This window comes from Microcoleus sp. Pol7_B2, assembly GCF_036701035.1.
Taxonomy (GTDB): domain Bacteria; phylum Cyanobacteriota; class Cyanobacteriia; order Cyanobacteriales; family Microcoleaceae; genus Microcoleus.
Window position 1 is genome coordinate 24,040 of sequence record NZ_JAUBQB010000039.1, and the last position, 12,331, is coordinate 36,370.

11 protein-coding genes are annotated in these 12,331 nt (G+C 47.2%); all 11 read right to left on the reverse strand.

The features are described 5' to 3' along the window. Nucleotides 1-103: 103 nt before the first annotated feature. Complete coding sequence (locus QUA57_RS15965; RefSeq protein WP_333062109.1) at nucleotides 104-1,627, reverse strand: carboxypeptidase M32; 1,524 nt, start codon at nucleotides 1,625-1,627, stop codon at nucleotides 104-106. Nucleotides 1,628-1,706: 79 nt separating this feature from the next. Next, nucleotides 1,707-2,909, reverse strand: a complete 1,203-nt coding sequence (locus QUA57_RS15970; protein ID WP_333062111.1) for a tetratricopeptide repeat protein — start codon at nucleotides 2,907-2,909, stop codon at nucleotides 1,707-1,709. A gap of 374 nt (nucleotides 2,910-3,283) precedes the next feature. Then, nucleotides 3,284-3,643, reverse strand: a complete 360-nt coding sequence (locus QUA57_RS15975) for a type II toxin-antitoxin system PemK/MazF family toxin (RefSeq protein ID WP_333062144.1) — start codon at nucleotides 3,641-3,643, stop codon at nucleotides 3,284-3,286. Continuing rightward, on the reverse strand, nucleotides 3,612-4,013 hold the full coding sequence (locus tag QUA57_RS15980) for a type II toxin-antitoxin system Phd/YefM family antitoxin (RefSeq protein WP_333062113.1): 402 nt from the start codon (nucleotides 4,011-4,013) through the stop codon (nucleotides 3,612-3,614). The genes QUA57_RS15975 and QUA57_RS15980 overlap by 32 nt, the downstream gene beginning before the upstream one ends. 146 nt (nucleotides 4,014-4,159) lie before the next feature. After that, a complete protein-coding gene (locus QUA57_RS15985; RefSeq protein ID WP_333062114.1) occupies nucleotides 4,160-5,059 on the reverse strand; it encodes a tetratricopeptide repeat protein in 900 nt (299 codons plus the stop codon). A gap of 180 nt (nucleotides 5,060-5,239) precedes the next feature. After that, nucleotides 5,240-5,389: a Uma2 family endonuclease gene (locus tag QUA57_RS15990; RefSeq protein WP_333062116.1), complete on the reverse strand. Its 150-nt coding sequence runs from the start codon at nucleotides 5,387-5,389 to the stop codon at nucleotides 5,240-5,242. 35 nt (nucleotides 5,390-5,424) lie between these two features. After that, complete coding sequence (locus QUA57_RS15995) at nucleotides 5,425-5,763, reverse strand: Uma2 family endonuclease (protein WP_333062117.1); 339 nt, start codon at nucleotides 5,761-5,763, stop codon at nucleotides 5,425-5,427. A gap of 242 nt (nucleotides 5,764-6,005) precedes the next feature. Continuing rightward, complete coding sequence (locus QUA57_RS16000; protein WP_333062118.1) at nucleotides 6,006-6,524, reverse strand: Ycf51 family protein; 519 nt, start codon at nucleotides 6,522-6,524, stop codon at nucleotides 6,006-6,008. Nucleotides 6,525-6,622: 98 nt separating this feature from the next. Further along, nucleotides 6,623-7,681 (reverse strand): adenylate/guanylate cyclase domain-containing protein, encoded by a 1,059-nt coding sequence (locus QUA57_RS16005; RefSeq protein ID WP_333062119.1) that lies wholly within the window; start codon nucleotides 7,679-7,681, stop codon nucleotides 6,623-6,625. Continuing rightward, nucleotides 7,678-8,052 (reverse strand): response regulator, encoded by a 375-nt coding sequence (locus tag QUA57_RS16010; protein ID WP_015177895.1) that lies wholly within the window; start codon nucleotides 8,050-8,052, stop codon nucleotides 7,678-7,680. Before QUA57_RS16010 ends, QUA57_RS16005 begins: the two co-directional genes overlap by 4 nt. Further along, nucleotides 8,045-11,764: a response regulator gene (locus tag QUA57_RS16015; protein ID WP_333062121.1), complete on the reverse strand. Its 3,720-nt coding sequence runs from the start codon at nucleotides 11,762-11,764 to the stop codon at nucleotides 8,045-8,047. Before QUA57_RS16015 ends, QUA57_RS16010 begins: the two co-directional genes overlap by 8 nt. Nucleotides 11,765-12,331: the final 567 nt, after the last annotated feature.

A 12,331-nucleotide genomic window follows, 5' to 3' on the forward strand; every position in this document is an offset into this window, starting at 1 on the left:
ATTTCCGCTGTGGAATTAGGCGATACTCAAACAGTATCGCCCTTTGTTTTAAGCGGCTACTTTTTTTGTAATGTTAAAGTCTGCAAAGTGAAGTTGCTATCCCTCAAATGACATAAAACTCCCCGTATTTGTGGCGAATGTAACGGATAAATGGATCAATAGTTAAAGGTGAACCTGTAACCCGATCGATCAATTCAACAGCAGTGTATTTACGGCCGTGCTGGTAGATGTTTTGTTTTAGCCAGTCGTGGAGTACGGTAAAATTGCCCTGTTCTATTTCTACGGGAATTTCAGGATTGATTTTTACTGCTGTTTCGTAGAATTGGGCGCTCATCAAGTTGCCCAGGGTGTAACCTTGGAACATTCCGCCGATCGTACCAACATACCAGTGAACATCTTGCATCGCGCCTTCGCTGTCGGTAGCGGGGACAACGCCGAGGTCGGTTTTATAGCGTTCGTTCCAGGCTTCGGGGAGGTCTCGCACTGCTAGTTTTCCCTCTACCATTGCCAATTCTAGGTCAAAGCGGATGGCGACGTGGAGGTTGTAGGTTACTTCGTCGGCATCGGTGCGGATGAGCGATCGCGAGACTTTGTTAATTGCCCGGTAAAATGCGTCAGTGGATACGTGTCCCAACTGTCGCAAAAATATGCCTTGGAGTTGCGGGTAGAAACATTCCCAAAAACCGCGGCTGCGCCCGACCAGATTTTCCCAAAGTCGCGATTGACTTTCGTGAACCCCGGAGGAAATGCCACCTGCCAGAAGCGTGCCTTCAAATTCCGGGGAATTTCCGAGTTCATAGAGGGCGTGTCCGGCTTCGTGGATGCTGCTGAAGAGTGCTTGATCCAAGTGGTCTTCATAGACGCGGGTGGTAATTCGCACGTCGTCTATGGAGAAGTTGGTCATGAACGGGTGCAGGGTGGTGTCTTGCCGTCCCCGCTGGAAGTCGTACCCCATGCGTTCTACGACTTTGCGAGTGAATTCTAGTTGCTGGGATTCTGGGAAGTTTTGGTGCAAGCAGGAGTCGTCGGCCGGTGGTTGGGAGGTGATGGCTTCAACTATCGGCACTAATTCTTGACGCAGTTGGGCGAAAAGCGGGCGCAGCAGCGCTACTTTCATGCCGTAGTCGCTACGATCAATCAAAGGATCGGCGATGTGTTCGTAGCCGGGGAAAAAGTCGGCGTATTGCCTGCTTAATTCTAGGGTTTTTTCGAGATACGGCTCGACGGCTGCGAAGTTGTTGGCTGCTCTGGCAGTGGCCCAAGCTTCGTAGCAGTCGGCTTGGTGGCGGCAGAGTGCTGACATGAAGGTTGCGGGGACTCTGGCGGCGCGATCGTAGTCTCTGCGCGCTATGCGGATCAGGCTGGCTGCGGTGGAGTCGTAGGGGAGGGTTTGTTCGTAGAAACGCAAGTCTTCTAGGAGTTCACCTATTTTTGGATCTGTAAATTTTTCGTGGGATATTTGTTTGAGAGTAGCCAACTGGCGGCCTCTGGCACTTGCACCTTTGGGGGGCATATAAGTTGATTGATCCCAATGCAGCAGCGACGAGGCTGATTCGATGTCGTTAACTTCTCTGAGGTGGGCTGCCAGTTGAGCGAATTTTGCTTGAGTTTTGTCTAGGGTTTGCATGATTGGGGTTTATGGTGCTGTTTTGCCTACAAAGGTTGCAGTGCGGCATCCGTATCCATCAATCATAGCTACCCTGAAATCAAGCTAAAAACCGCACTTCTTCCCGTATTGTAAGCAATTTAGAGTCATTTTTGCACAATTTCCGGTATTTCTGGGGATTAAGTTCGATCGCCTTTGATAAGTTTTCGATCGCCAGCCGGATGCTGGTAGCTACAAGTTCGGGGCTGTTTGTGAGCTCGCCTGCTTGTTTTTCCAGGGCGTACACGCAAGCTTTTTGATAGTACAGGTTGGGATCGTCGGGTTTGAGTGCGATGATTTTATCGTAGGAGGCGATCGCTTCGGTCAATCGTTGAATTTTTTTGAGTGCTATGGCGCGGTTGTACCAGGCTTCGGTGTTGTCTGGCTGCAACTCTAGGGTTTTGTCCCAAGAGGCAATTGCTTCTTCAAAGCGCTGTAAGTTGGCGAAGGCTAAGCCGCGGTTGTAAAAGGTTTCGCTGTCGTTGGGCTTGAGTGCGAGGGCTTTGTCCCAGGATGCGATCGCTTCTTCAAATTCTCCCATTTGGGCGATCGCCGTGCCGCGTTTGTTCCAGGCTTCGGCGGAATTCGGCCGCAGTTGCAGGGTTTTGTCGTAGGAGGCGACGGCTTCCGGGTAGAGTTTTTCATCGGCTAGGGCTAAGCCGCGGTTGTACCAGGCTTGATGCAAGTCTGGCTTGAGTTCGATCGCTTTGTCGAAGGAGGCGATCGCGGCTGTATTTTGGTCGGATTTTCTCAGGGCAAATGCTTTGTTGTACCAAGCTTCGCAGTAGTCTGGTTTGATGGCTATGGCTTTGTCGTAGGAGTCGATCGCTTCTGACAATTTTTCTAAGCTGACGAGGGTGTTGCCGCGGTTCGTCCAAGCTTCGGGGTAGCTGGGGTTGAGTGCGATCGCCTTTTCGTAGGATGCGATCGCTTCTGAGAGTCTGTTGAGCTTCCGCAAAACGTTGGCGCGATTATACCACGCTTCGGGATTGTTGGGTTTGATTTTTAGGGAGTTGTTGTATGCTGCGATCGCTTCTTCTAGCTGCCCCATTTTTTTCAGGGCTACGCCTTGGTTGTACCAGGCTTCATAAAATTTTGGTTCAAGTTCGATCGCTTCTTCCCAAGATTCGATCGCAGCTTGGAATCGTCCCATTGCTTCTAGGGCGTTGCCGCGATCGTAAAATGTTTGAGCCTTTTGGGTGTTGACTGCTATGGATTTTTCCCCTGAGTCGATCGGCTTTTCTATGCTGGCTAATTTTTGCAAGGGGTTTCACCTCTTTATTTTCTGTCTAATTGATTCTTTTCTTTTTTATATGCGATCTTTTTCGCCTTTGAGTGCTTTCGATCGCGACTATTTGGTTATTTATGGCAATTTTACAGGAATTTGGGAGCTTTTTCAATTTTTTTCATTATAATTCTAGAGCTTGGATTTGTAGGTATAGATTAATACTATTTTTTTATATGACTGCGTAGAAAAGAGGAAAGGGCGATCGTACTGAGGTGTGACAAACCTCACCCAATATCTAACAGCACTTACACATCCACCCTATTTGTAGTGCATTGCGGCCCTTATTACTACGGGTAGTGTAAAAATTTAAAAGTTGCGTAAGTCCTGATATAATTTTCACCTATCGGCGATCACTGACTTAGCAAATTGTATAGCTTTTCAGCAATTTGAGCCTGTGTATCTGATGACAATTCACCTAACTCACGCTGAATAACCACTGTAGAAACCGTTACCAGTTGATGCAGCCTGATAGTAGATGGCACCTGCAGCCCTGAAGCCTGAAAGTCGAGATGAGAAGCATCTAATACGATATCTGTTTCCAGTAGATTTGTTGGCAAGCGACTTGTAATATAAGCAAGAATAACATGACGCCGCGCTCCCAAAGGGTTAGTCAAACAAGCTGCTGGACGCAGTTTGTTGGCCGATAAATCATCATAGGGAAACGGTACTAGGAAAATCTTACCCTTGGTCAGGGAATGGTTTACCGTCAGCTATGGTATAAATGTCTTCTTCGGGGTCTAGGATCGAACCAAAATGAGGCTCGATTGCTACTGTTTTAATCCATTCAGAGTCGTGGAATGGCACGCCATCACCTAAAGTGTAGATATCTTCTGCTGAGTCTCTCAGAGAATCAAAAGCTGGATTGCGGATCGCAGCTTTTAGCCATTCATATTCTTCTAGTTTTGCTTTGTTAATTAGGGCAGCTTCTAGGGCTTCCAGTCGCTTCAGGTCTGCATAAGTAATGATAGCAGCGATCGCTCTTCCTCCCTGTTCTATGACAATTCGTTCTCCAGTATCCTCGACATGGGCGATGAGTTCGGGAAATCTGTCATTTGTTAGATTAACCTTTAGCTGAGTCATCTTTTAACTCGGTATTAATTATCCTATTATATCGGGTTCATTAGCTTCGTTGAAAAGTGTTTTTGATGCTGTAAGGGCGGGTTTCACCAACAATAATTTCCTCAAACCGACAATCTCATAAACCCGCACCCCCCAAGGGCAAATCCCTATTCTTGAATCAAAGCTTGAAACCGAGTCTGCGATCGAATGCTGTCAAAAACTGAATCAGTTTTTGCCAGTTCTCGGTATTCGTCAGGATTCATATTGATGGCTTGCTGCAAATTCTGAATCGCTTGGTCAATTTGACTCTGTAACGCATAGCAGCAAGCTTTATTATAAAATGCTGCGTGATAATCTGGTTTGATTTCTAAGGCTTTGTCGTAGTCGGCGATCGCTTCTGACAATCTGCCTAAATTACTCAGTGCAACGCCCCGATTGTGCCAGGATTCGTGATAATTTGGTTGGTTTTCTAAGGCTTGGTCGTAGTCGGCGATCGCTTCTGACAATCTGCCTAAATTAACCAGTGCATTGCCCCGATTGTTCCATGCTTCGTGATAATTTGGCTTGAACTCTAAGGCTTTGTCATAGGAGGCTATCTCCTCTTCAAATCTGCCTAAATCATCCAGTGCAATGCCCCGATTGTACCAGGATTCGTGTTTATCTGGTTTGAATTCTAAGGCTTTGTCGTAGTCGCAAATCGCTTCTGAAAATCTGCCTAAATTAACCAGTGCATTGCCACGATTGTGCCAGGTTTCGTGATAATTGGGTTTAAATTCTAAGGCTTTGTCGTAGTCGCAAATCGCTTCTGACAATCTGCCTAAATTAACCAGTGCAACGCCCCGATAGTTCCAGGATTCGTGATAATCTGGTTTGATTTCTAAGGCTTTGTCGTAGGAGGATATCGCCTCTGTATATTCTTGAGCAGATTCATACAATACACCTTGTAAAAAAAACAATTCGGCTTTTTGTTCTGGCGTTTGTCCATCTAGATTAATCAAAATTTGAATTATCGCTAATTCCTGTTTTTGTTGGGAATTTAAAGTTTGTTTGTTTTCTATATTCATCATTTATTCCTCTTCATCAAACTCTTATTTTTCCAAGTATAACCGTAGGGTGCATCAGGGAGAAAGCCTTGAGTAAGTGGTTGAAATCTTCGGACCTGACGCACCTTACAATCACTATTTTATCAGGTGCTATGAGATTGTCGAAATTTAGTTAATAATTTTTCCGGGCGACACACCCTACCACTAAGCTAATAATACCCGATCCGCCGTCAACGCTAATTCTGGAAAAGTAGGCGAAACAATTTGTTCGTCACCTTGAAACAGAGTGCGCTGATATTTGCCTTCAGCATTTAGCGAAAACACAAATACCGTCGGAATTTTCGGGTTTCCCAAATACTCTCTTTTTCCAATTGCTAAATAATCAATAATCAGTATTCAGCAATGCCCAAGTATTCATATTCATATAGCTTGTCAACATAATCATCTTCCCAATTAGTTGATATTACCTCAACAGCTACCTGAATCGGCGATTCCAGTGCGGCATAAGCTTTGCGTTCACCACGCCACAAAGTGCGATCGATAACACTGACATCAGGAACTCGTCCTTGCTCCGTACCTTCTTTTGTGGTAGTTTTAATCGTGATACCTCGTTTTACTACATAGTTGAGTTTCAGCCTATCGCTCTCTTGATAAAAGTGTCGGTCTGTAAATTCACCAATATCATCATGATTTCGGGTAATTGCTATTTTGACAATTTCTCGTTTCACCAATTCTTAAAGACTATCTTCCGGGCAAATTGCAATAAATTCGTTAAAATTCAATAGGTGTTTGGTAGTTGCAATCATATTATTTAATTCTCTCCCAACGTGACTTTCTTAAATCGCCAAATAATTAATAATTTGTAGGTTAGCATTGCACACCTTACTGATAATTATTTGGTGGGGGCGGGTTTTTGAGATTGTCGGTTTGAGGCAATTCTTGTTTGTAAAACCCGCCCCTACAGCATTTATCAGGCTTGGTATTTTTTCAGTGTTGCGACTTTTTCGGGGAAGATTTCGATCGCCATTTTGTCATCATAACGAGTCGCGAGCGATCGCCTCACTTCGCCCAAAAACAGCGGCTGCGACAGCCCAGGTTCAGGATGTACAACTGTACGAACCCGGATGGTCATGTAGTCTCTGCCCCGCCCAGAGCGCCCTGGAGAGTACAAATCCGCAGCAGCTTGCCGCATCGTTGCTTCTAATTCTGATTCGGTGATCGTAGGTGGCACAGTAACTACTGTTTGAGCGCCACCAGTATCGTAAACTAAAGAATAGCGAACTGCACCCGGAATTTCTGTGCGGGAAAACAGTCCCAAACCCAGACCAAATATACTCGCAGCAATCACGCCCATAAAGCTTGTCACTCCTACCAATCGGAAGCGAAAACCCCATTTGAAGATAAATGCTATAACTGTCACAACAGCCAAGACTGCTGTCAGAATTCCCGCCCATTGGGCGTATATTAAAAGGTTAGAATTTACGCTCATTTGATGATTTGTTGACTGTTGACTGTTGACTGTTGACTGTTGATATTAGTTACCGATACCCGATGCCCAATGCCCAATGCCCAATGCCCAATGATTAATTAAGCGTTTCGGGCCACAAGCAGATAAGTCATCATATCGCCTTTCCCCTTCACTGGAATCACGCCGCGCTCCTCAAAAACGTACTTACCCCGCAGACGCTCGTAGGTAGCAACTGTCACCTGAATGCTGCCGGGGACGCCTTGAGATTCCATCCGGGAAGCTGTATTTACCGTATCTCCCCACAAATCGTAAGTAAATTTTTTAGTACCGATTACCCCAGCTTCTACCGGGCCTGTGTGGATGCCGATGCGAATGCTGAGCGGCTGACCTCCCTTGGTATGTATCTTAGTCATTGCTGCTTGAATTTCCAGCGCCATTTCCGCGATCGACTCGGCGTGGTCGTCGCTGGGCGTCGGCAAACCGCCAACCACCATATAAGCATCGCCGATCGTCTTAATTTTCTCAAGTCCGTAGCGCTCGGCCAACTCGTCAAAAGCCGAAAAAATCTCGTTGAGCAATTCCACCAATTGGGCCGGCGATAAATGAGCCGAAAGCTTGGTAAAACCGACCAAATCGGCAAACATCACTGTCACCTCAGCGAAACTGTCTGCGATCGTAATTTCCCCGTGTTTCAGGCGCTGCGCGATCGCCTTGGGTAAAATATTTAACAGCAAACGCTCGGACTTTTCCTTTTCCTGCGCCAACTCATGTAAATATGCCTGTTCCTTATCCCGCAGCCGCTTCTTTTCCAGACAAGCGCTAATCCGAGCCTTAAGCAATACCGGATTGAACGGTTTAGAAAGATAATCCTCCGCCCCCAACTCTATACACCGGACAATACTGTCGATATCGTCCACCGCCGAAATCATAATCACCGGGATGTAGCGCAAATTCTCGTCCGCCTTCAGACTTTCGAGCACCTGATAGCCGTTCATTTGCGGCATCATAATGTCTAGGAGCACCAAATCAAAAGGCTCTGTTCGCAACATTTCCAGAGCTTGGAGACCATCTTCAGCAACAGTCACCACATGGCCTTGACGCTGAAGTCGGCGGGCCAGCAAATCGCGGTTTACCTCATTGTCGTCAACAACCAGCACGCTGCCCTCGTCACCTTTCATGTCAGGGCCTCTTTCAGAAGCGTTTCAATTTTACCCAATAGTCGGGGAAACTCGACCGGTTTAGTGTCGTAGTCATTGCAGCCGGCGGCAAGACACTTTTCACGATCGCCCGCCATTGCGTGAGCCGTCAGCGCAATCACCGGAATCCTGCTAGTTTCAGGAGCCGCCTTAATTTGCTGCGTTGCTTGCCAGCCGTCGAGAACCGGCAGACTCATATCCATCAGAATCAAATCGGGTACTTTCGCGAGCGCCATCGACACTCCCTCAGCACCGTCAACAGCAATAAAGACCTCGTGTCCCTTGCGGGCCAGACGCCTGGAAAGCATATCTCTGTTCATTTCGTTATCTTCGACCAACAGGATTTTAGCCATTGGTGTTCTCCTTGCCTTTCGAGTCGTACCTGCGATCGAACCTGTCATTGACTATAGAGCGAACATCGCGCAACAAACTATCGCAACTGTAGACTCCCTTTTGTAGCACCCGCTCGACGTAGCCGTTTAGCTGCTGGCTTTCGGCCGGTGTCAAGTTTTTCCCCGTGATCACAACAATCGGTATAGGATCTCCTGAATGGGATTTGCGAATTTCCCCGATCAACTCAAAACCATCCATTTGTGGCAACATCAAATCCAGTAATATCAGGTGCGGGCGAGCAACTTTTAGTCGATCGAGAGCAGCGCGTCCGCTGTCAGCTTCTGTTACTGCCCAGCCTTGTGTTTCTAGTACGCATCGCAGTATTTCGCGCGTGGCAACGTCATCTTCCACAATTAGAATCTGACAAGTCAAATTGTTACTTGCAACGCCGTCTTGGTCGCGTCGGTACTTGTTCAACAAGGCAGCCAGCCGTTTGCCGTCCACTGGTTTGGTGAGGTAGTCCGAGGCACCCAATGCAAAGCCGAGGCTTTTGTTGCCCACAAAGGATAGCAGGATTACGGGAATTTCGGCAAGGTCAGGATCGGCCTTCAGCGCTGAGAGTACCGCCCAGCCGTCCATTCCGGGCATAATCACGTCCAGGGTAATGGCGTCTGGTCGTAGTTGCTTAGCGAGCCGGAGAGCTTGCTCGCCACTGCCGGCGACTTCTATGTGCAGTCCTTGGCGACTGAGGGTGCGCTGAATTAAATCCCGCGAGATCGGGTCGTCGTCCACTACCAGCACCGTGCCCACAGCGGGGGCGTGCGGAGGGCTAGTGCTGTCGTGGACTTTGTTGGGGAGTTCCGGCTGTTTGATGGCGCTGGGCAAGAGTACGGTGAAAGTGGTGCCTGCGCCCAAGGTGCTGCTGACCTCAATGCTGCCACCCATCATCTGACAGAAGCGCTGGCTGATTGCTAGTCCCAAACCGGTGCCACCGTACTCGCGGGTAGTCGAGGCATCAGCTTGGGTGAAAGGTTGAAAAACTCGCTGCAATTGCTCTTGTGTCATGCCGATGCCGGTGTCGGCGACGCGGAAACTTAAAAATTCGGAGTTGGAAATTAAAATTTGGGAAGATTCCTCTTGATTTTTCATTTTTAATTGTTCATTTTTAATTCTTTCCACTCCGATCGCAATTCTCCCGTTTTGTGTGAACTTGGCAGCGTTGCTGAGCAAGTTAAGCAGCACTTGCCGCACTTTTGTCATGTCCGCGTGCATGGTGTCGAGGTTGTCTGGACAGTACACTTCTAGGGTATTACCGTTTTTCTCGACCAGTGGCCTGGCCGTGGCAACAGCACTTTCAATTAAGGTATGGATGTCGAAGCTTTCTAGGTAGAGATCCATTCGGCCTGCTTCAATTTTAGAAATATCTAGGATGTCGTCAATCAGGGACAGCAGATGTTTGCCGGCGCTGCAGATTTTTTCGAGGTCGGGGACGGATTCGCAACTACCCAATTCTTCGGCTTCTTCTTGAAGCATTTCGCTGTAGCCGATGATGGCGTTGAGGGGTGTGCGAAGTTCGTGGCTCATGTTGGCGAGAAATGTGCTTTTTGCCCGGTTGGCTGATTCTGCTGCTTCTAGGGCTAACTGCATGGCGGATTCTGCCTGTTTGCGATCGGTGATGTCTTGGACTGTGCCTTCGTAGTACAAAACGCTGCCGTTTTCGTCGCAGATGCTGCGCGCGTTTTCGGAAATCCAGATCTTGCTACCGTCTCGGCGGTATATTTGGGATTCAAATTTTGACACTTGGCGGCGCGCGCCCAATTGGGCCATAAACTCGGCGCGCCGATTGGGGTTAACGTAAAATTGACGGTTGATCTCGGTGAGTTCAGCGAGCATTTGGGTACAGGATTCGTAGCCGTAAATTCGGGCTAGTGCGCTATTGCCGCTGAGGTAGTGCCCGGTCGGCGTTGTCTGGAATATGCCTTCGACTGCGTTTTCAAAGATGCTGCGGTATTTTGTTTCGGATTGTCTCAAGGCTGCTTCTGCTCGCTTACGCTCTAGGACATTGGCGAGCATTTCTCCTACGATTTTTAGCTGTGTGGATATTTCGGTTGCTCGACCTGCTGTTTGCTGTAAGCCATCGAATCCGAGAAATCCTACTAGGTTTTTACTACAAATTAGGGGAATAATTATCAGGGATTTAATATTTTTTAGCTGTTTTTTTAATTCTAAATTATTTAGGGAAGCGCCAATCGAAGGTATTGAGGCGGTTGCTGTTTGATTGACTGTTTGGGATGGGGAGTCTGTCTGGAATTCGGTTAAATTTTGACCCATAAAATAGGCTATTTCGGCTTTGGCTGGGGGCAGGAGTTCACCGATTTCTGGAATATAGAGGCATTCGGCGCGATCGAGTTTTTCTGCGATCCAAGGGATTTGTGCAATGTCTATTTGTTTGTCGGTGCTGTCTTTGACTGCCGGAATGCTTTCGCCGCACCACTCGTAGGTTTTGTCGGCGCGGGTTTTGTCTTCTGATAACAGGTAGATGTAACTGCGGTTAAAGCCGGTGAAGGTGGCGATCGCTTCCAGGGTTTGAGCGATGCCTTTGTCTATTTCGGATAAGGGCTGGCTGATGAAATGAGTTGACAAACGGGCAATCAACTGAGCGAATTCAATTCTATACTGCAAAGATTGTTCTAGTCTTTTGAGTTCGGTAACGTCTCGAAAGCTCCAGACTCTACCGACTGTTTTCGCTCCGACTTTTGATGGCAACGAATTTAATTCCAGAATTTTTCCGTCTTTAAATTCTAATAATTCGCTGATTTGAGTATCTGAATCTACCGACACTTTGATCACGTTTTCGAGAAATCTTTGCGGGTATTTTAATTGTTCCCTGTGGAAGGGGAATCCTGTTTTGAGCGTGTTTTTGAGTGTACCCAAGGTCGATGGGCTCAACTTTCCTTGGCTGGCGGACAAACCCCACATCTCTAGAAATTTCTGATTATATTTACATATATTGCCGTTTCTGTCAACCGCCAGAATTCCTGCATCTGTAGATTTTAGAACTGCTTGCAGTATCGAGAGCGATTGCTTGTGTTCTCTAATCTCAAAAATGTCAAAAAACACCAAGACTGATATTTCGCTGCCCTCAACTGCGGGATGGAAAAAATAGGAAACGGGTAAAATCTTGCCGTCGCGACACAAAAACTCGTCGTCCCAATTGCTGCAAGGTTGACTGGAAGCGATCGCCTCTTGTAAATCTAGTGTAGGTGCGATCGTCGCATCTTCAGTTTTACTTAGCGAGTGTTTCGGAACTGTCAAAAGTGGGGATTTCTTCCCTTTCTTTGCCTTCCCGATGCGCTCTAGCAGGGAAACGCCTGCAAGTTCCGACTCTCCCCACCCCAGCAAGCGTTCTGCCTCTGGATTCACTGAAATTACACAGCCCTTCGCGTCAAGGATACACAATCCCGCCCCCAAACTGTTGACACTCGCCCGCAGGCGATCGAATTCTGAAGCTGTTGGAGAGTCTTGAGGGGACTGGGGCGAGTCAGTTAAATCCTTTAATGCCACCGTCTCCGAGTTCAAGCAATCCTGCTGCTGAAGTTCTTGCTGACTCTGAGCTCCGTCATAGCTACAACTTACCTGCTCTAATAAAAGCTGCCACTGCTCAGCAGTGGGAGGGGGAGACTCGCCGACTAAACCGAGCTGTTCGAGTTGGCGCTGGAGGTGGGGGTGCATATTTTCTGGCGCTTTGTAAGCAACTTTCTACAGTATATCTTTTTAATTAATAGTATATATACGTAGGTATACCGTTAGGGGACAAGTACGGGATCGAAGTCTATCACAGGTTTTATTGAGAAGCCGAGGGATCATGTCTCCTCTCCCAAATCTTTCAAACTGCGCTAATTATAAATTCTCCGAACTTTTAAGGTTGGTCAACCAACCAATCCTCTGAATGTCGGCAGCACGCTCAAAAATAATAATATCATCTTATTAAGTCAATACTCAGGAAACTTTGGGTAACGATACTACAAGCTTACGCGGGGCAAGGCTCCTAAAAAAGTCGAATTAAATTCAAGATTAGGGTGGAGATGACCTTGATTGAATTATCCACAGTCAATCAATGTCAAGCGAGAATCAGTTCTTGGGCTATAGAAAAACTGTTCGGAGTATTAATCAAGTGAACTTAGCCTCAAAAACTAGGTTGCCGCTAAAAAAAGATCGGGGGCGCGGGTACTGGACAGGAAAATTTATTATTCCCATGCCAGCGGAAACGATTTCAGCACTTTTCCTATTTACTCATAA

Coding starts and splice junctions, on each gene's coding strand:
- QUA57_RS16005 (WP_333062119.1), bottom strand. CDS start 7,681: ATGAAAGGTGACGAGGGCAGCGTGCTGGTTGTTGACGACAATGAGGTA.
- QUA57_RS15985 (WP_333062114.1), bottom strand. CDS start 5,059: ATGATGAATATAGAAAACAAACAAACTTTAAATTCCCAACAAAAACAG.
- QUA57_RS15965 (WP_333062109.1), bottom strand. CDS start 1,627: ATGCAAACCCTAGACAAAACTCAAGCAAAATTCGCTCAACTGGCAGCC.
- QUA57_RS15980 (WP_333062113.1), bottom strand. CDS start 4,013: ATGACTCAGCTAAAGGTTAATCTAACAAATGACAGATTTCCCGAACTC.
- QUA57_RS16015 (WP_333062121.1), bottom strand. CDS start 11,764: ATGCACCCCCACCTCCAGCGCCAACTCGAACAGCTCGGTTTAGTCGGC.
- QUA57_RS16000 (WP_333062118.1), bottom strand. CDS start 6,524: ATGAGCGTAAATTCTAACCTTTTAATATACGCCCAATGGGCGGGAATT.
- QUA57_RS16010 (WP_015177895.1), bottom strand. CDS start 8,052: ATGGCTAAAATCCTGTTGGTCGAAGATAACGAAATGAACAGAGATATG.